The 19,654-nt window shown below is 45.2% G+C and carries 12 protein-coding genes and 1 riboswitch; of the genes, 9 read left to right on the top strand and 3 right to left on the bottom strand.

The genetic code is table 11. The features are described from left to right. Positions 1-230: 230 nt before the first annotated feature. Positions 231-433, top strand: a riboswitch (cobalamin riboswitch). 103 nt (positions 434-536) lie between these two features. Further along, complete coding sequence (locus D1151_RS08725) at positions 537-3,497, top strand: DUF4430 domain-containing protein (protein WP_161908635.1); 2,961 nt, start codon at positions 537-539, stop codon at positions 3,495-3,497. 96 nt (positions 3,498-3,593) lie between these two features. On the opposite strand, the gene D1151_RS08730 is transcribed toward D1151_RS08725, so the two are convergent. Together D1151_RS08730 and D1151_RS08735 are read right to left on the bottom strand one after the other, a co-directional pair. After that, entirely contained in the window at positions 3,594-4,757 is a 1,164-nt protein-coding gene (locus tag D1151_RS08730) for a cyclopropane-fatty-acyl-phospholipid synthase family protein (protein WP_161908636.1), read from the bottom strand. A gap of 732 nt (positions 4,758-5,489) precedes the next feature. Then, positions 5,490-6,101 carry a LysE/ArgO family amino acid transporter gene (locus D1151_RS08735; RefSeq protein ID WP_160202924.1) on the bottom strand — a complete coding sequence of 204 codons (612 nt, stop codon included), beginning with the start codon at positions 6,099-6,101 and terminating at the stop codon, positions 5,490-5,492. 184 nt (positions 6,102-6,285) lie between these two features. On the opposite strand from D1151_RS08735, the gene D1151_RS08740 reads away from it, so the two are divergent. The 6 genes from D1151_RS08740 (at position 6,286) to D1151_RS08765 (ending at position 15,314) form a co-directional block, all read left to right on the top strand. Continuing rightward, positions 6,286-7,209: a DMT family transporter gene (locus tag D1151_RS08740; RefSeq protein ID WP_161908637.1), complete on the top strand. Its 924-nt coding sequence runs from the start codon at positions 6,286-6,288 to the stop codon at positions 7,207-7,209. Positions 7,210-7,344: 135 nt separating this feature from the next. After that, positions 7,345-8,310 carry a Fic family protein gene (locus D1151_RS08745; RefSeq protein WP_161908638.1) on the top strand — a complete coding sequence of 322 codons (966 nt, stop codon included), beginning with the start codon at positions 7,345-7,347 and terminating at the stop codon, positions 8,308-8,310. Positions 8,311-8,584: 274 nt separating this feature from the next. Continuing rightward, a complete protein-coding gene (locus D1151_RS08750) occupies positions 8,585-10,030 on the top strand; it encodes a PLP-dependent aminotransferase family protein (protein ID WP_161908639.1) in 1,446 nt (481 codons plus the stop codon). A gap of 113 nt (positions 10,031-10,143) precedes the next feature. Next, positions 10,144-13,698 carry a DNA polymerase III subunit alpha gene (locus D1151_RS08755; RefSeq protein ID WP_161908640.1) on the top strand — a complete coding sequence of 1,185 codons (3,555 nt, stop codon included), beginning with the start codon at positions 10,144-10,146 and terminating at the stop codon, positions 13,696-13,698. Beyond that, positions 13,695-14,657, top strand: a complete 963-nt coding sequence (gene pfkA / locus D1151_RS08760; protein WP_161908641.1) for a 6-phosphofructokinase — start codon at positions 13,695-13,697, stop codon at positions 14,655-14,657. The genes D1151_RS08755 and pfkA overlap by 4 nt, the downstream gene beginning before the upstream one ends. Before the next feature lie 51 nt (positions 14,658-14,708). After that, positions 14,709-15,314, top strand: coding sequence for a flavodoxin domain-containing protein (locus D1151_RS08765; protein ID WP_160202930.1), 606 nt, complete (start codon positions 14,709-14,711; stop codon positions 15,312-15,314). A 180-nt stretch (positions 15,315-15,494) separates the two neighbouring features. Here the strand turns inward: D1151_RS08765 and D1151_RS08770 are convergent, their stop codons facing one another. Further along, positions 15,495-17,072 (bottom strand): PucR family transcriptional regulator, encoded by a 1,578-nt coding sequence (locus D1151_RS08770; RefSeq protein ID WP_161908642.1) that lies wholly within the window; start codon positions 17,070-17,072, stop codon positions 15,495-15,497. A gap of 185 nt (positions 17,073-17,257) precedes the next feature. Between D1151_RS08770 and D1151_RS08775 the strand changes: the two genes are divergently transcribed. Continuing rightward, positions 17,258-18,538, top strand: coding sequence for a cytosine permease (locus tag D1151_RS08775; protein ID WP_160202932.1), 1,281 nt, complete (start codon positions 17,258-17,260; stop codon positions 18,536-18,538). Positions 18,539-18,560: 22 nt separating this feature from the next. Continuing rightward, the gene (locus D1151_RS08780; RefSeq protein ID WP_161908643.1) at positions 18,561-19,652 is read left to right on the top strand and encodes a DUF917 domain-containing protein; all 1,092 of its coding nucleotides are present in this window, start codon (positions 18,561-18,563) and stop codon (positions 19,650-19,652) included. The last annotated feature ends 2 nt before the right edge of the window (positions 19,653-19,654 follow it).

Raw genomic sequence — 19,654 nt, forward strand, 5'->3', positions numbered from 1 at the left:
CATAGCTTTTTACATCCTCCACTCTTGCGTACCTGACATTTACTTAGGCAAACTGGAATTCACCTTGGCAATTGACCAAATTGTCTCGTTTTGACCTATTGCCATTTATGTATAGCATATATTTGAAAATATTGTATTGCAAAAAAATAATCACAAGGATATAATGAAATAGGAGTTAGCTTTGCGAAAAGGAAATCCAAAGTCTCTCCAGATTATAATTAAAAACAAAATATAAAGAAACCATTTTGTGTTCTTCCTTGTGCGTACCACAGGGGAGCTAAGAGGGAAGCAAGTGAGAGCCTTGCGCGGACCCGCCACTGTAATTGGATTGTTTTTACCACTGGTGAAGAGCCACCCACTGGGGAGACCTGGGAAGGGAAAGAAAAACGATAATCCATGAGCCAGGAGACCTGCATGAGATGAGGATCCCGCGGCGAGGTAACCGTAAGAATCCAGAGTTTAGATACAGTAAATGCGGACTGTAGGCAAAGAGCCTGCAGTTTTTTTGTGGGCAGAAATGTAGAAAGGAAGAACACATGAAGAAAAACGAAACAGTAAAGAAATTTTCTGCCATTCTTCTAAGTATCGTCATGGTACTTTGCATGATGCCGTCTATGGCATTTGCTGCGGAAGCAGATGTGCAGACAGGAAATGTACAGATTACTGTGCCGGCGGATGCAAAAGTATTTGTCGGCACGAAGGAAAAACACTTCAAGCCGTTTATAGAGCAGGAGACTATTGGTGAAGTGCCGGCTGCGGAAGGGCTGAAGACGGTATCCTATAATCTGCCGGCAAACAAGGATTACAATTTCAGAATCAGTGGGAAAGGCTATGTGACTTATACCGGAAAATTCAAGTCACCGGCAGCGTCCAAAGATCCGTATATCTTAAATGTTTCTGAAAGCGATTTGAAGCCGGAAGGAAAAAACGCTAAAACCGTCGATAAAGCTTCAACTTCAAATAAGAATTACAACATGGCAGACATTTATCTGAACATCAATCCCGCAGGCTATCTGAAGTTGAAGAAAAACGATGAATACCAGATCGTATCTCTGAGAAACTGGGAGGCAGTAGACACCCTTACAAATAATTACTTTATTGAGCCGGACTATCACTATGAGGCTGTCAACTTTGACGGAACACCAAGTGATGTGGTATCCGTATCAGAAAGTGGAAAAGTGACTGCGCAGAAGGAAGGTACTGCAGTGGTACTTGTAACCTATGACGCTTTTAATAATATTTCTGCGGTTGGCGGTCCGTTCTTTGGTGCAATCTGGCCGGAAAATACAGGTGTGTTTGTAGTATCTGTAGGATCATCTGATAGTACGGTCAGTGTCAACGCTAAGGTAAATACCGAGACGAACGCAACCGTCAGCAATGGAAAACTCGCAGGGGATGACTTGGATGCGGAGCTGGATATCATTTACTATCTGACAGAGATGACTGATGCTGCCGGGGAAAAAACAGTTTATGATGATGCCCATGGAAGCTATACATTTACACCGACAGGTGAAGTTGCTTCTGTAGAGGTGGCAAATCCTAATTATGCTGGCGGAAAGCTGAACTATGGTGGGTTTGTGCCAGCTGAAAGAAATGCAGACGGCAGTTATACTGTAAAGTTGGTCGAAGGCAGAAATATTGTGAAGGTCAGCGACGGAACTGCCTGTGATTATCAGGTGGTTTCTGCGAAAGGTGTCAAAGCAGCGGTTACCAACAAGACTACGCCGGGCAAGGCGTTAGTGGCAGGCGACCAGTTTGCAATCAGTTTCGATACATTGTATCATCCTGTCAATAAGCTAGCGGGAATTTATAATATGTCAGCAGCGGTAATCTATCAGACGGTAGAAGGAATGGAAGGTAAAACCGTTGGAGGAACCGCAGCACAGTACAATTTTGCAGCTAATGCCAAAGCGCAGACTATGGAAAATCAGGTTAGCATTACAAAGACTATGTTCTTTGGCAGCACTAACTATAGCCTGAAAAAGGGTGATGCAGCAGCTATTCCGGCGGATTATACAAAAGACACACTGACTGTATCCCAAGGGGGTCTTTTCACTTTTGGATTTGGAAGCAGTTACGGCGCACACAGAGAAATTACCTATGAAGTAGGCGCTTCTCCAAACTTTACCGCAGTCAGTCAGACAGCATATTTTGGAATTTTGCCGGATATTACCTTGCAGGTCGAAAAAGCTGACGCTGCCGGCGACATCGAAATCGTTGAAGTGGTTACGCAGCCGAAAAAAACAGCATACTTTGAGGGCGAGTCCTTTGATGGGGAAGGTATGAGTCTGAAAGTCACTTATGCAGACGGCACAGAGAGAACTGTAACAGGCGGTTACAGCGTGACGCCTTCTGTTATGGAGAAGGATACACAGAAAGTAATGGTCAGCCTGGGAGGAAAAATCGCAGAAGTACCGGTAACTGTAACACCTTTGGAAGTGACAAAGATTGAAATTACAAAAGCGCCTTCAAAGACGGCGTATATCGCAGGAGAATATTTTAACCCGTCTGGTATGGTTGTAAGTGCAGTATATAACAGTGGAAAGAAAGAAGAAATTACAGACTATACTTATGAAGCTGCACCTCTTACAAAAGATGTAACCGGTGTGACAATTTCTTATCAGGAAAAGACTGTGGAACAGCAGATTACTGTAGCTGAACAGCAAATTTCTGCGCCTGAGGATAACAAGATAAAAGTCACCTTTACTCTGCTCGGTGATGAGAAGCACGGCGAGGACGGCGTTTCACATACTTATAAAAAGGGTACAATCGACCGGGAATGGATTTCTGCTCTGGAAGTGACTGTGGATAAGGACGCAACGGTTCTGGATGTGATTGAAAAAGCCTTGAGTATCAAGGGAATGGGATTTTCCAACAGCACAGGCAACTACATCAGTGCCATCAACGGTCTTGCCGAGTTTGACAACGGACCGAACTCTGGCTGGATGTATACGGTTAATGGTGTATATGTAAAAAACGGTGTTGCAGAGCAGGTCATCAAAGACGGCGATGTAATCCTATTCCATTATACAGATGACTATACAAAGGAAAGGGCTTCCGCAGGATGGATTGAGCCGCCTGCAGATGATGAGCCGGGAACGGATATTGACGATCCGAACACGCCGCTTTCTCCAGGCCCTGAAGCAGTAAAGGGAAAGGTTGGTGCGATGAAACTAACCGCTCGCTCAGAAAGAACCAGCAAGAAGAATGTGAAAGTCACTGTAAAAGCAGATAAGGCTACGGAGACAGCTGTTAAAGAACTGGAAGAGATGGGCTATACTGTAAAATACAGATATTACCGTTCTACAAAGAAAGCGTCCGGCTATAAGGCAGCGTTAACAAAGAAAGCAAAAACTTATACCAATACTACCGGAAAGAAAGGGCAGATGTACTACTACAAAGTCCAGCTCAGAGTCTATGATAAAGATGGGAAGCTGGTTGCAAAGACAGCGCTGAAACAGTGCAGATACGCAAACAGACTTTGGACAAAGAAATAGCTGAGATGAAGAGGATGTCTCAAATAAAATGAGACATCCTCTTTGCGTATGCACCATTTAAGGCAAAGTTGATTTTGAGACAGACCTGGCTCTTTTCTAATACCATCTTACCATAGGCAGATCGTTGTTTACGCCTTTAGACATAAGAATCTGGTGAAGATCAGTGATTCCGTTGTGAAATGTGGCTGCACAGGAGGACAGATACATCTCCCACATGCGGACGAACCGTTCTCCGAACATCTTCTGAACTTCTTCTATATGGTCGCGAAAATTCTTTTCCCAGCATAACAGAGTGCGGTTGTAGTGATTGCGCAGATTTTCTATATCCAGCGTATGAAAATCATCTTCCGCCATACAGGTCAGCATTTCTCGGAGACTTGGCACGACACCGCCGGGAAAGATGTATTTTTTTATCCACGGATCGCCAGGAAATTCTTTCAGCGCACTGATAAAGTGAAGCAGAAATAATCCGCCTGGTTTCAGCACATGTGCGGCACAATCGATAAACTGTTGATAATTACCGCGCCCCACGTGTTCTACCATACCGACGCTGACAATGCGGTCAAACTGCAGATTGGACTTCTCAAGATCCCGATAGTCCATCAGTCTGACATCCAGCAGGTCCGAAAGTCCTTCTGCCTCAATTCGCCGCTTAAATTCGTCATACTGTTCCTGACTGAGTGTAATCCCCATGCCGCGTACACCGTATTTCTTTGCCGCCCTGATCAAAAGAAATCCCCAGCCGCAGCCGATATCCAGAAGTCGCATGCCTTCCTTCAGGCATAGTTTTTCCAGAATGTAATCGACTTTGTTGACCTGTGCCTGATAGAGACTGTCGTTAGCGCATCGAAAATAGCCGCAGGAATAACTCATCGTTTCGTCAAGCCATAATTTATAAAAATCATTGCCGATATCGTAATGACTTTTGACCTCTTTTTCCTGATTCTTTTTTGATCTGGATGGGAAGATTAGCTTTTTCAGTGCGTTGTGATCGGTGGAAAACTTTCCGATTTGTCCAAGGAAAAGATCAAGCGCTTCATAAAGACTGCCCTCAACTTCCAGATTGCCGTCCATGTATGCTTCACCTAGTGCCAAAGAAGTACTGGTGGACAGATCGCCTAATGGAATCATTTTATGGAATTTAACAGCAAAGGCAGGAATCCCATCTCCAATCTGATACTCTTTTTTTCCCATTTTTATGGTGAAAGGACAAGCATCAAACTTCTTTAAAAACTGTATCATAACATTTTCTTTCAGCATTTTATACCTCCTGATGTGTTTCGCTTATAACAGTATTCCACCTGGTTTTAGGGATTATAACATATTTTAGAAAATAGCAGGTGGTTTGCAGGGGGCACGGCAAGGCGCTATCGCCGCAATGATTTAACCTAAAACAGGTGTTTTTAGAAAAAAGTGTATAAGAAGGAGGTGGGATTCTTAACCGAAAATCAAAAAATGCTAAAAAAATGTATAAACATATTTGAGACGATTTAATTAGCAGTTGTTCTTGCGAGGATTTATTCTTGCTATATTACTGAAATCTTGCGTTTTTTGTAAGAATTTTATAAAACTATTCCACATCTTGCATAAATTGCAAGGCATATAAAATGGCAAGGCGAATCTTTTATACACTTTTTTAAAAAAATGGCAATTTAGGTTAAATCGCTCTTTTGCTGCGTCTGTAGGTAAGATAAAATTGAATGTTGCGTCGAAAAATGGTAAACTATGAATAAATAGTAAGATACCGAAATGAAGCACATTGGATTGGAGGAACTAAGATGGAAGTATTAGGGCTGATTGTGGATTATGTGGGTATCGTGCTGGGAATTATATGAGGAGAGAAAATATCAATTCCTCTTATAGGCGTTAGTAAAGATTTACCCAGCAGTATTACAGGAATTAACAAACATAGGCGCAATGACTAATTCTCCTAAAATGCAATAAAAAGAGCGAGTCGTCTGGTAACTAGAGGGACTCGCTCTTTTAATGTAATTACACAACCATCTGCACAAAATTGATGAATAGTTTTGCACCGTAGAATACGATGATTGCGCCGCAGATGATATTGATAATGCGAAGCACTTTGTCGTTGAATTTGGCGCTGAACAGAGCTAAGATTGTAGAGATGCCGAAAAACCACACAAAGGATGATAAATTGACACCCAGAATAAACTCCGCTACATGCTCTTTCGGCAGGGTAGTTCGAAATGCGCCGAGTAGCATGGTGCCGTCGATGATTGCCTGGGGATTGAACCAGGTAACAACGCATGCGCTGGAAATCACCTTCAAAATCGGAATATCGACTTTGGTGGAGGTATCCATACTGTCCTTTGCTCGTAGAAGACCGATTCCAATCCACATGACAATTAGACTGCCTGCGCCGAGGACAATCATCTGCAACCACTCAAAAGCTGACATAATGGCGCCGATGCCGAAAAAGCAGGCTAATGCCAGCGTAACATCAAAAAACGTGACAATCAGAGCAGTCAGATAGACACGGCTCTTTTTTTGTGTCAGTGCAGTGTTGATAACAAAGAGATTCTGTAGACCAATGGGTGCTACATAGGCAAGTCCGATGGTAAATCCTTGTAAAAAAAGTGGCATAAAAAAACTCCTTCTAAGTTAATATCAATAAAATCATACCACAGAAAACTGCCTTTGTAACCCACCAAGACGGGAAAAAAGAGACCAACCAAGTTTCTGTTTGGTTGGTCTTATTTTTCTAACATGGTTGTTTCAGAAAAAACAGGCGGTGTTATAATGATTAAAAACAGGAAAGGATGAGGACATGAAAAATAGCTTTAAAAGCAATTTAGTACTGCTTATGACAGCAGTCATTTGGGGCGGCGGACTTGTAGCACAGAAAGCGGGAGCAGTATTACAACCGTTTACATATAATGGAATTCGCATGTTTATTGGAGGTCTGGCGCTAATACCGGTAATTTATTTACTTAAGGTAGCAGGAAAAGACAAGAGTGCAGGAAGCTCCAGGGAAGTGAAGCGAGATGAGAAAGAAGACAAGAAAAACCTGCTGATTGGAGGCATATGCTGCGGATGTTTTTTATGCTTGGCAACATCACTGCAGCAGTTTGGGTTCTATTTTGAAACAAGTGCTGGGAAGACTGGTTTTATCACCTCTCTGTACATAGTAATCGTTCCGCTGCTTGGGCTTTTTCTTGGCAAGCATGTAAGAACGCTGATATGGGTCAGTATATTGTTAGGGGCATTTGGCTTTTACCTGCTTACTATGGCAGGAAAGAGAGAGGGATTTCGACTCAGTACAGGAGAACTGTATATCCTGCTATGTGTAGTTGCGTTTTCTGTTCACATTTTGGCAGTAGATTGTTTTTCGCCGAAGTGCGATGGAATCAGACTTTCATGTGTGCAGTTTCTTACAAGCGGTGTCATAGGAATCGCCTGTATGCTGATTTTTGAAACGCCGGTGCTTTCAGACATTTTGAATTGCTGGCTTCCGATCCTGTACTGCGGTGTGATTTCTACTGGTGTCGGATATACCGGACAGGTTCTGGGTCAAAAAGATACGGAGCCGGCGGTTGCATCACTGATTTTGAGTTTGGAGGCAGTATTTTCTGTAATATTTGGAGTGCTGATACTGAAAGAGCACCTTACTATCATAGAGGGGATAGGATGTGCTGTTATCTTTGCGGCAGTGGTGATTGCGCAGATTCCGTCCCAAAATAAAAGTATATAGAAAAATGTGCATAGAAGCAGTCTGAAACACAAAATCATTTCATTGATTCGGTAGATAGGTCAAGATATAATTTTTATATCTACGGGTAGTGGGAATACTATAGGAGAAATGATATGCTGGGAGGTGAAAATATTGATGGATTATTATGAACCGCCGTTCACGATGACAGAAGAAATTACCAATTTAGTGATTCAGATTGGCGACTTAGCGGGACAAATTTCCACTGCGAATGGATTATCGAGAAATCCAAAGCTTCGCAGAGAAAACCGAATTCTTTCAATCTATTCATCGCTGGCAATAGAACAGAATACACTGACGATTGAGCAAGTAAGCGATATCATTGCAGGCAAACGAGTACTGGGACCTCCGAAGGACATTCGCGAAGTAAAGAATGCATATGAGGCATACGATTTGCTGACGGAATTGAATCCGTATTCCATAGAAGATTTGCTCAAAGCGCATAAAATTATGATGGCTGATTTAGTGGGGGAAGCGGGGCGCTTTCGAAGCAAAGGAGTTGGTGTGTACGCAGGCACTGCACTAATTCATGCAGGTAGACCACCTCAATACGTGCCTGAATTAATTGACGAGCTATTCAGCTGGCTAAGAAATTCAGCGCTGCATCCTTTAATAAAATCGTGCATCTTCCATTATGAGTTTGAATTTATTCATCCCTTTGCTGATGGGAATGGGAGAACTGGACGCCTGTGGCATACTTTGATATTAGCAAAGTGGAAAGACTTCTTTTTATGGTTGCCCATCGAAATGATGATACATGAAAAGCAGGAAGCTTATTATAAAGCGTTAAATGATGCAAATGTCAGCGGAGAATCTACAATCTTTGTTTGCTATATCTTAGAAGTCATTCGTGATTTGTTACTGGATTTAGCAGAAGGGAAAAGATTGGTAGATGACAGAGCTACAATAGAAAGACAGATGCTTAAGCTTCTGCAACAGAGGGGAAAATATTCAGCAAAAGGATTGGCTGAGCAGCTTAACATTTCTGAACGGCAAGCGCAGCGCATTTTGAAGAAGCTAAAGGATGAAGGTAGTATTACACGTAGTGGTTCCAACAAAAATGGTAGCTGGATTGTGCGCTGATGTCGTAATAAATGTCGTAATAAATATGCGGATTTTCTGCAGAAAGCCTATAAGATAGTGCATGAAATATACTAAAAAAGAGCGGGTCTTCCGATAGCCAGCGGGACTCGCTCTTCTTTTATGCAATTACACAATCATCTGCTGTTGAATCCTCGTAAGAAAAGTGGCATAGTAATCCTCCAATATTATTTTATTTTTTGATCAGGTATGGTAAAATAATAGCATAGAGTATCATCTTTGTTGTCGACCAAAGAAAAGGAAAGAAACCAACCAAATGATTACACTGGACTGGAAACCTGACAAACAGAATAAAACGCCGATTTACAGACAAATTGTGAAATATATCAGTGATAAAATAGCTGCGGGGGACTGGGTAATCGGCAGTCGTTTGCCCAGCCAAAGAGCTATGGCAAAGGCCTTTGAAGTCAACAGAAGCACTATTGTCAGTGCTATGGAAGAACTGATTTCTTATGGCATTTTAGAAAGTGATTTCGGAGGTGGCACGAGAGTTGCCAGCAACACTTGGTCTCTACGTATGAGCCAGCCCCCGGACTGGAACAAATACATTGCAAGCGGACCTTTTGGCGCCAATCTATCTACCATTCAGACCATCAACAAGATGGAATTTGAACCAGGATATATTCGTATCGGCACAGGCGAATTATCGCCAGAGCTGTATCCGGGCAAGCTGATTAGCAAGATTTTTCGCAGAATGCCGGAGCGGATTCCTAATCTGGGCTATTTAGGTACTTTAGGTCTTCCAGAGCTGGGACAGGCGCTTTCTGCATGGCTAAAAGAAAGTCAGGGAATCGATGCTAAAGCATCTAATATTATGATTGCAAGCGGCTCCCTGCAGGCTCTGCAGCTGGTTTCTGTGTGTATGCTGAAGCGGGGAAGCGACGTTTATACAGAAGCGCCGTCTTATTTGAAGTCTCTGCAGATTTTTCAGTCGGCAGGGATGAACCTTCATGGTGTACCGCTGGATGAGGAAGGACTGCAGTACTGGAATATCAAGGATGCTTCTAATGAGTCGCTCCTTTATACGATTCCTACATTCCACAATCCGACAGGCACGGTCATGAGCGAAAAGCGTCGAAAAGAGGTTATGGCATTTTGCCAGAAACAGCCTATGCCGATTTTGGAGGATGACGCATACGGTCAGCTGTGGTTGGACGAAAAGCCGCCAGCTTCTCTCAAATCCAGAGATAAAACTGGCTCTGTCATTTACATGGGAACGATTTCAAAGACCATGGCGCCAGGACTTAGAATCGGATGGGTTGTCGGACCCGAGGCGGTGGTTTATAGACTGGGCGATGTAAAAATGCAGACCGATTACGGCGCTAGTTCTGTTTCACAGTGGATGATGACGGAATTAATCACAAGCGGCGATTACGATATCTATCTGGAACAACTTCGCAGGGAACTTCGGGCGCGCAGAGATAATGCGCTGGCAACGCTGGATAAATATTTTAAAGACTTAGCTACATGGAACAAACCAAAAGGCGGATTTTATATTTGGCTTCGTTTCGATAAGCGGCTGCCAATGGACAAAATTTTTACAGAGGCTTTGAAGGCTGGTATTTTGCTGAATCCCGGCAATGTGTACGACTACGCAGAAAATCACGCCATCAGGCTTTCCTATGCTTATGCAGATCCGGATGACTTGGCACGAGCGTTGACAGTTCTGGCAGAAATCATAGAGAAACATCAGAAGAAGTAGATGCAGAAATTTTAGCGGATAAAGGAAAAGTAACTGCATAGAACATACGAAAGCGATTTTGACAGACTCCTAAAAGAAAGTGAGTCAGCATATATAGTGGAGAGGTAACACACATGGCATTTACACATTTACATGTTCATACAGAATACAGCCTGCTGGACGGTGCGGCGAGAATTACCGACGTAGTAGCCCGTGCTAAAGAACTGGGCATGGATTCCCTTGCTATCACCGACCATGGCGTCATGTTCGGCGTCATCGATTTTTACAAAGAGTGCAAAAAACAGGGCATTAAACCGGTGATCGGCTGTGAGGTCTATACGGCGGCAAGGACCATGTATGACAAAGATGCTGATAAGGACAAGTATCAGGGACATCTGGTTCTTTTGGCAAAGACCAACGATGGCTACAAGAACCTGATTAAAATCGTATCTAAAGGCTTTACCGAAGGATACTACTATAAACCGAGAATCGATAAGGATGTACTGCGCGCTCACAGCGAAGGTATTATCGCATTGTCTGCCTGCCTTGCAGGGAAGGTGCAGAGCTGTCTTTTAAACAGGGACTACGAGGGAGCAAAGGCAGAAGCGCAGGCGCTGGATGAGATTTTTGGTCACGGAAACTTCTATTTGGAATTGCAGGATCAGGGACTTGATGAAGAGGCTATGATTAACCCGCAGCTTGTTAAGCTGTCCAAAGAGTTGGACATTCCACTGGTTGCAACCAACGATGTACATTACGTAAAGCAGGAAGATGCGGAGGCTCATGATGTGCTGCTGGCCATTCAGACAGCAACTACCATTGACGATGAAAAGCGCATGCGCTTTCCTAACGATCAGTTCTACTTAAAGAGTGAAGATGAGATGAGGAAAATCTTCGCTTATGCTCCGGAGGCCATTGAAAATACACATAAAATCGCCATGGAATGCAACGTAGAATTTGTTTTTGGAGATTATCATCTGCCGGAATTTATTCCGCCCGCAGGCAAGACCAATCAGCAGTATTTGCGGGAACTTTGCCAGAAGGGACTGGAAGAGCGCTATGATGAAATTACGCCAAAGCTTCAGGAGAGACTCGATTATGAACTTGGCGTCATCGAGGACATGGGCTATGTGGAATACTTTTTGATCGTATGGGACTTCATCGATTTTGCCAAGAGAAACGGCATTATGGTAGGACCGGGAAGAGGCTCCGCTGCAGGAAGTCTGGTTGCGTATACTCTTAGAATTACCGACCTTGATCCCATTAGGTACAGCTTGATTTTCGAGCGTTTTCTGAACCCAGAGCGTGTCAGTATGCCCGATATCGATATCGACTTCTGCATCGAACGCCGCGGAGAAGTTATTGATTATGTAATCAAGAAATATGGAAAAGAAAACGTTTCGCAGATTATCACCTTTGGAACCATGAAAGCAAAAGCTGCGGTCAGGGATGTGGGAAGAGCGTTGAATCTCAGTTATGCGGAAGCAGATAGAGTCGCTAAGGCGATTCCTTTTGATTTGAAAATGACTATCGATAAGGCGCTTTCCATGAATCCGGAGCTGAAAGCCATGTATGAAAGCGACGCCCGGATTGCAAAGGTGATTGACATGTCTCGCGCTATTGAGGGCATGCCGCGCCATGCGTCAACCCATGCGGCAGGCGTTGTAATTTCAAAGCTGCCTTTGGACGAATACGTGCCGCTTTATATGTCCGATAAAGGTGTTGCTACCCAGTTCAATATGACAACCATCGAGGAACTGGGACTTTTGAAAATGGACTTTCTGGGTCTTCGGAACCTGACCGTCATTCGGGACGCATTAGAACTTATTGAGAAAAATTATGGCGTGACCATCGACTTTGCCAAAATGGGCTACGATGACAAAGCCGTCTACGATATGATCGCCAGCGGCAATACTTTAGGCGTATTTCAGCTGGAAAGTGGCGGCATGACGCAGTTTATGAAAAACCTGAGACCTTCTTGTTTTGAAGATGTAGTAGCGGGTATTTCTCTATACCGTCCGGGACCAATGGATTCTATTCCAAAGTACATTGAAAATAAGAAGAATCCGGATCATATCAAATATGTGACGCCGCAGCTTGCTCCGATTCTGGATGTAACTTATGGCTGCCTTGTTTATCAGGAGCAGGTTATGCAGATTGTGCGGGAGCTTGCAGGCTATAGCTTTGGTCGCTCTGACATCGTGCGCCGTGCCATGAGTAAAAAGAAGAAAGATGTGATGCTGCAGGAAAAAGAGTACTTCATTCATGGGAAGACGGATGAAAACGGCAATATTGAGATTGAAGGTTGTGTGCGTCACGGTATCAGTGAAGCAGCAGCGGAGTCTATCTTTTCGGACATGGAAACTTTTGCCCAGTATGCGTTCAACAAATCTCACGCAGCGGTATATGCGGTAGTAGCTTACGAGACGGGATATTTAAAGAAATACTATCCGGTGGAATTTATGGCAGCGCTGATGACCAGTGTCATGGGAGATGCCAAGTCCATTGCCAAATATATTAGAAACTGTAAGGAAATGGGTATCGAGGTACTGCCGCCTTGCATCAATGAAAGTCAGAAAAAGTTTTCCGTGGTAGATGGAAAGATTCGCTTTGGGCTTTTGGGTGTCAAGAACGTTGGTGAAGGTGCCATCGACGCTATCATCAAGGCGAGAGAAGAAAAAGGACGACCGCAGGATATTTTCCAGTTTATCAATAACGTGGAAATCAGCGAAGTCAACAAGAAAGCGGTAGAGAGTCTGATTAAGGCGGGCGCCCTTGACTGCCTGAACCAAAACCGGGCGGCGCACCTAGCAGTCTACGAGGGACTAGTCGAATCAGCGCAGAACAGTGCTAAGAAGAATATCGCCGGTCAGCTTTCTCTCTTTGCCATCAGCAGTGAAGAGATGAACAGCGGCGATACGTCGGGGACGCTGCCTGATGTGAATAATTTCAGCAAGGATATTCTCCTTGCCATGGAAAAAGAAATGCTGGGCGTATATATTACCGACCATCCACTGAACGAATACGCGGATAAAATACAGAAGTATGCAAGCGTGACCAGTGAGGAACTGGCAGCGGCTTCTGAAGAGGGGCATCACGATAGCCGCATTCAGGACGGCATGACCGTAACGCTAGCTGGTATGATTGCCGGCAAGAAAAATCAAATTACAAAGAACAACAAGATGATGGCATTTGTCAATCTGGAGGATCTTTTCGGCGAAGTAGAGGTCGTAGTATTTCCGAATGTATACGAACGGTGCAGCGCAGCGATTCTGGAGGATAACGTCGTAGTCGTGAAAGGTAAACTGAATTTTAAGGAAGATGAGATGCCGAAGCTACTTGCTGATTCTGTCGTAGGCATTCATGATGTGGAGCAGCATCTGCAACACGAACAGGCGGCGCCGGAAAGAGGCAGAAACGCGCAAGGTGGCAGAACCCAGGGTGCCGGGACAGGCGCGGAAACTGTCAAGGTACGGATTCCGCAGGAGGCAGATGAGCAGGAAATCCTTGGGAGACTGCAGGAGATTTTTAAGGAATATCCTGGAAACACGCCGGTGCTGATTTATCTGCAAAATGGAAAAATCGTGAGAACCGGCGCTGGCGGCGGTGTTTATCCGTCTATTGCGCTGTTTGATACGGTGGCAGAAATGGTCGGAAGACCGAACATTAAAGGGAGAGTGAGAACATGAAACGAATCGGTGTGTTAACCAGTGGCGGAGATTCTCCGGGCATGAACGCGGCCATTCGCGCGGTGGTGCGCTGCGGCATCGAAGCAGGTATGGAAGTATATGGAATTAAACGCGGCTATGAAGGACTGTTAGATGGCGAAATTTGTCAACTTGATAGGAATTCTGTAGGTGACATTCTTCACCGCGGCGGTACAATTTTGAAGACTGCCAGGAGTAAACGATTTCGTACTGAGGAGGGGCAGGCTCATGCGGTGAACGTACTGGAAACTTTTGGTATTGAAGGTCTGGTTGTCATCGGCGGCGATGGATCGCTGCGCGGTGGATGTGACCTCGACAGGCGTGGAATTAAGGTCATGGGACTGCCGGGCACCATCGATAACGATTTAGGCTATACGGATTTTACTATTGGTTTTGATACGGCGGTAAGCACCGTGCTGGATGCGATTTCTAAAGTGCGAGATACTTCATCGTCCCATGAGCGGACCACGGTCATCGAAGTGATGGGAAGACACTGCGGAGATATCGCCCTTTATGCAGGACTTGCCGGCGGCGCGGAGGCGGTTTTAATTCCTGAGATTGAAACCGATGTAAACGAGCTGTGCCGGAAAATTCTCATCGGGGCAAACCGCGGAAAGCAGCACAGCATCATTATTAAGGCCGAGGGCGTAGAAATTTCTACTGCGGCGCTGACAAAGACCATCGAGGAGAGAACCGGCAGAGAGACAAGGCCTGTAGTCCTTTCTTACCTGCAGCGGGGCGGCACGCCTACTTTGCGCGACCGGATGCTGGCGACTCTGACCGGCGCGAAGGCGGTGGAACTTCTGCAGGAGGATTCTGACAGCAAGGCAATCGGTACGGTAAACGGCGAAATCGTTGCTTACGATTTGCAGCAGGCGCTGGCACAGAAGCGGGAAATCGACAGAGAAATGTACGACCTGATCGGGATATTGAGCAAATAAGAGTGAAGCTAAGAACGCAAACAGAAACGCAAACAGAAACGGAGTTTTAACATGGGAAAAGTCGCAGTCGTTTATGCAGGAAAATACGGAACAACGAAGCAGTACGGGCAGTGGATCTGCGAGGAGACCGGCGGCGCGTTATTTGCCGCGGATCAATGCAGTGAGAAGCTGCTTGAAGATTATGATGTGATTGTCTTCGGCGGAGCGGTACACGCAGGACGGATTCTGGGAATGGACCGTCTGCGGAAATGGTATCCGAAACTCTGCCAAAAGAAGATTGCCGTATATGCTGTCGGGCTCAATGTAGAGGACGAAAATGCCAGAGCGGAACTGCGGGAACTGAATTTCTTCAAGCAGGAATCCTCTTTTAAAATGATTTTGCGGCAGGCAGGCGCAAAGCGAAAACTATCCGATGAAGAGGAGAGCTTCAGCCAGCTGCCGTGCTTTTTCCTTAGCGGCGCTTACGACCCTGCGAAAGTCAGCGGCGGCGATAAGATGATGATGGGCATGGTGAAGAAGATGATTGGAGGAAAACCGGCTTCTCAGATTACAGAATCCGAAAGGAATCTTCTGACCGCCATGGAAGAAGGAGCGGACTATACCGACCGGGCGGCTGCAGCGCCTCTGATTCAGTGGGTGCTGGAGGCCGGAAAGTAAAACAGCGCAGTATATAACGCACTATATAACATACGATACAGAAGATTGTAAAACGAGCTGTCTCAGCCATGAGGGGCTCGTTTTACTATGTAGGAAATATCGATTTTTGATATTTCCGGAATATCAGGAAAGTCTGCATCTGAATAGAATTGGCGCAGCCGACTTTTTCCTTTGCATTTTTTACGTAGTTTCCACGTTATGATATCTCCAGATGGCCAGTGCGGTATAGAAGTCATAGGCTGCAGGCATCAGGTTAAAACTGGTGTTGGTAAGCTGCCGTGCTTTATTCAGACGGTAGGTTACAGCGTTTCTGTGAAGGTACAGCATCTGCGCAGCGGCATTCAGTTTTGAATCGCAGTCGATCATATAGATGGCCAGAGTTTTCAGAAGGTCGTCGCGATCATGACTCAGGGAATCTATGATACTGAAAAGATATTCTGTCCGTTTGTTGCTGGTTTCAGAGAGGGACATAACCTCCTGAGAAAGCATGATGTCGTGATTATCCCAGTTTCTCCGGTTCAGGAAGATTTTCTGCAGAGCCGGCTCGGTTTTCAGATAATCCCGGTAGGTTTGCTTCAGTGAAGCCATATCCTTGTTTCCCCTGTCCATAAAAAAGGTGGCTTTCTCATCATATTTTTCTACAAAACAGTGAAGGTCGTCGTATAGAGCGTAGTCCAGGCTATCGGAGAGCATGAAAGAGGACAGAATCACCAGATGATTGTCAATCTGATCTGCAAGATAGAATTTGTGATATTCTTTAAAAAGACGACAGATCTCGCCCTGCAGCGGTTCCATGGATCCATTTCCCGAGGAAATGATAATCAGATTGGAAATGCGCTCGAAGCTGATATTGGAATTCCGAAGGTATTTTTTTGCCGCAGCTTCCTCGGTTTTAAAGATTAAAGACAGCAGAGCGTGCGGCGACTGAAGGTCTATAGAATATCCCCAGACAGAGGAGAAAAAACCGGTGCAGGCGCACATATCGCTGATGATTTTTTCGTTCAGTACGGTGTTGTGGCAGGAGGCATACAGAGTCATTCTGGTATCTTTGCCATTTGAAAAGTCCATTTTGTAAATATGAAATTCTGCGCCATCCTGTTCCACATCTTTTGAAGCATATCCTGAGGATGAGTCGCGAAAGAGATTACAGAAATAATCGGGGTCGTTCAGGGGATAGGATGGACGGTAGGATGCCTGGAAGTAGACCTGAGAGCTGCTGCTGAGAAGCAGATTGCATTTATAGTGATTGGACATGATACGCAGCAGGTTTTCCATGGTTCTCAGTTCTGTAGGCATCTGGGCAAGTCTTTTTTCCGTTGAACTGATAAAATCTTTTGAGAGGACCTGATCGCGAACGATTACTCCCATAACATCGGTTATAATATCGCTGTATTTAATCCGGTAACTGTCGTTTTTCAGTACGATCAGGGGAAAGCCCTGCTTATCCGCTGTCTGGATCAGCTTTTTGTCTACATAGGGTAAGATTTTTCCGATATAGAACAGGACCAGAGCAATTGAACCGGTATTGGACAGATCCTTGATAGCTTCACACTGCATTTTGACGTCGTTTTTGAAATTATAAAATGCTGACAGGACCAGTTCATTGGGAGTGAACACATCCAGATCATAACTTTCGTGTTCAAAAAATTCCAGTACAGAAACAGATGATACGATCCTGTCTAAGCCGGATGCACCGGCAATCACGGTGCCGAAACTCATGGACGGCAGAGCCAGACAGTCCTTCAGGGTAATGCTCATAACGATTCCTCCTCAATTGGCTAACATGATGATTTTTATTATAACAGAATTTTCATGGCATCACAATAAAAATGTGCAGATGCACAAATGAAATGAGAGGTGTTTCATCAACTGCCTAAAGAAAAGGGCAGAATTTTGTGATATGATGTTTAAAAATTCAGAAAGGAAGTGTAAAAGCACGAAGAATGATGAAAAAAGAACAGAAACAAGTAGAAGCCATGGCATTAAAGCCTATTGGCGAAGATGAACGAAAGGACTGGGTTTCCCTGGCGTTCGTACAGGCAGGTATCTGTGTCTGCGTACCGGCTTTCCTGCTTGGCGCTTTGCTTGCGGAAGCAATGCCTATATGGCCTGCGATTATTTCAGGATCTCTCGGGTATCTGGTCGTTGTTATCGGAATGGTAATCACCGGTATGATGGGCTGCGATTTGGGCGCGGCATCCTGCACGGCCTGCGAAGCCGGCTTCGGAAGATCCGGAGCCAGATTTATCGTCAGCACTATTTTCGCGGTGAACATGATAGGATGGTTCGGCATACAGAACGGTGTCTGCGGAGAGGCGTTCAGCAATGCCATGTATGCCATGACGGGAATCGAAATTCCTGTGATCGTATCTAATACGGTCTGGGGCATCATCATGCTGCTGACCGCTGTATTCGGTGTCAGCGCTTTGGAAAAGCTGGACAAGATATCCATTCCTCTCCTGATGATCATTATGCTCTACGGAACTTTCCTGGCTTTCAGGACCTACGGCACCGGCGGACTGCATACAGCGACTGCCCAGACCATGAGCTTCATGGGAGGCGTGGCACTGTCCTTCAACTTTACAGCAGTAGGCACAATCACTGCTGCTGATTACACCAGATTTCAGAAGAGCAGGAAGGATACTGTAAAATCTGTATTCTACGGCGTATTTCCAATGGGTGTTGTAACGCTGGTCATGGGGATTCTGCTGACCAAAATGTCCGGGGAATACGATGTCAGCATGGTGCTGATCGATGTAGGGCTTCCTCTTCTCGGCATTACGGCGCTGGTTATCTCGACGTGGACCACTAATTCCACCAATGCCTACAGCGCAGGGCTCAATATCGTTATGGCTCTGAAGCTCAATGACAACAGGAGAAGAGAGGCAACGCTGATTTCCGGTATTATCGGCATTATTCTGTGCGATCTTGGCATTCTGGGACATATCGAGGGCGTACTGAGTCTGCTGTCTTATGTAGTGTGTCCGGTCGGCGGCGTCATTATTGCCGACTACTGGATTGTAGGAAGAGGAAAGAAGGAAAACTTCCGGCCGAAAGACGGCGTTAATCTGGCAGGTGTCATCGCATGGGCGCTCAGCGCAGTTATCGCATACTTTATCGGTATTGAGTTTACCGGCATTCTGGTTGGCGCGGCTGCCTATCTGGTCTTAGAAAGACTGATCCCGTCTACTTCAAGAGATGGATCTGATCATACAGCAGTATAAAATTATAACGGAGGAAAATAAAATGAGAGAGTTAAACAAACAGGACATGATCGATGTACTATACGGGTGTGCGGTACTGGGTACCGGCGGCGGAGGACCGCTGGAAGAGGGGCTGTCCCTGATGAAAAAACACTTTGATAAAGGCGAAACTTTGAAACTGATCAAACTGGACGAACTGCCTGACGATGAATATGTTGTTACGCCGTATGGCTGCGGCGCGCCGTCTGCCGGCGGAAAAAATCCGAAATTTGCAGATCTGAGTCTTGCGGAGGAAGCGTCTTCTGTGCTGGCAGTGCAGGCTCTGGAAGGTTTTCTGGGCAAGAAAATTTATGCAGTAGGATCAACAGAATTAGGGGGCAGCAATACAGCGGAAGCTCTTCATGCAGCTCTGGAAATGGGCGTACCTCTTCTGGATGCGGACCCGGCAGGAAGATCCGTACCTGAATTGCAGCATTCTACCTATTACGTAAAAGATGTGCCAATTTATCCTATGGGTGTTGCCACCAAGTTCGGCGAGAAAATCGTGCTTCAGAATGTACAGGGTGACCTGAGAGCAGAGGATATCGTAAGAGCCATTGCTGTAGCCAGCGACAATATGGTCGGCGTTGCAGACCATGCCAATGTAGGCAGAGTCATCAAAGAAGCACTGATTCCGGATATGATTACATACGCTCAGGAAATAGGCGTTACTTTGCGGGAAGCAAAAGAAAAGGGTCTGGATGTGGCAAAAGCTATTGCCGACGCAAAAGAAGGAAAACTGCTCTTCAAAGGCGTTGTAACGGAATTCCCTTGGGAGACCAGAGATGGTTTCAACTTTGGAGAAATTCATCTGAAGGGCGAAGCGGAATTTACTGGTGAGACCTATAAGATCTGGCTGAAAAACGAGAATATTATGGCATACAGAAACGGAGAAATCGATGTAATGGCTCCGGATCTGATCTGCATGATTGGAGAAAATGGCGATCCGCTGACTACGCCGAACTTTGATCTGGGTCAGAGAATGACTGTCATTGCGCTGCCGTCACCGGAAATCTGGACGACACCGGAAGGACTTGCCTGCTTTGGACCTAAGCACTTTGGCTTTGATGTAGAGTATAAGCCGTTTGAAAGATAAAG

Source organism: Emergencia sp. 1XD21-10, from assembly GCF_009936045.1.
GTDB classification, from domain to species: Bacteria; Bacillota; Clostridia; order Peptostreptococcales; family Anaerovoracaceae; genus Senimuribacter; species Senimuribacter intestinalis.

What these genes read in the sequence shown, in the direction of transcription:
- D1151_RS08725 (WP_161908635.1), top strand. Translation starts at nt 537, where the DNA reads ATGAAGAAAAACGAAACAGTAAAGAAATTTTCTGCCATTCTTCTAAGT.
- D1151_RS08730 (WP_161908636.1), bottom strand. Translation starts at nt 4,757, where the DNA reads ATGCTGAAAGAAAATGTTATGATACAGTTTTTAAAGAAGTTTGATGCT.
- D1151_RS08735 (WP_160202924.1), bottom strand. Translation starts at nt 6,101, where the DNA reads ATGCCACTTTTTTTACAAGGATTTACCATCGGACTTGCCTATGTAGCA.
- D1151_RS08740 (WP_161908637.1), top strand. Translation starts at nt 6,286, where the DNA reads ATGAAAAATAGCTTTAAAAGCAATTTAGTACTGCTTATGACAGCAGTC.
- D1151_RS08745 (WP_161908638.1), top strand. Translation starts at nt 7,345, where the DNA reads ATGGATTATTATGAACCGCCGTTCACGATGACAGAAGAAATTACCAAT.
- D1151_RS08750 (WP_161908639.1), top strand. Translation starts at nt 8,585, where the DNA reads ATGATTACACTGGACTGGAAACCTGACAAACAGAATAAAACGCCGATT.
- D1151_RS08755 (WP_161908640.1), top strand. Translation starts at nt 10,144, where the DNA reads ATGGCATTTACACATTTACATGTTCATACAGAATACAGCCTGCTGGAC.
- pfkA (WP_161908641.1), top strand. Translation starts at nt 13,695, where the DNA reads ATGAAACGAATCGGTGTGTTAACCAGTGGCGGAGATTCTCCGGGCATG.
- D1151_RS08765 (WP_160202930.1), top strand. Translation starts at nt 14,709, where the DNA reads ATGGGAAAAGTCGCAGTCGTTTATGCAGGAAAATACGGAACAACGAAG.
- D1151_RS08770 (WP_161908642.1), bottom strand. Translation starts at nt 17,072, where the DNA reads ATGAGCATTACCCTGAAGGACTGTCTGGCTCTGCCGTCCATGAGTTTC.
- D1151_RS08775 (WP_160202932.1), top strand. Translation starts at nt 17,258, where the DNA reads ATGATGAAAAAAGAACAGAAACAAGTAGAAGCCATGGCATTAAAGCCT.
- D1151_RS08780 (WP_161908643.1), top strand. Translation starts at nt 18,561, where the DNA reads ATGAGAGAGTTAAACAAACAGGACATGATCGATGTACTATACGGGTGT.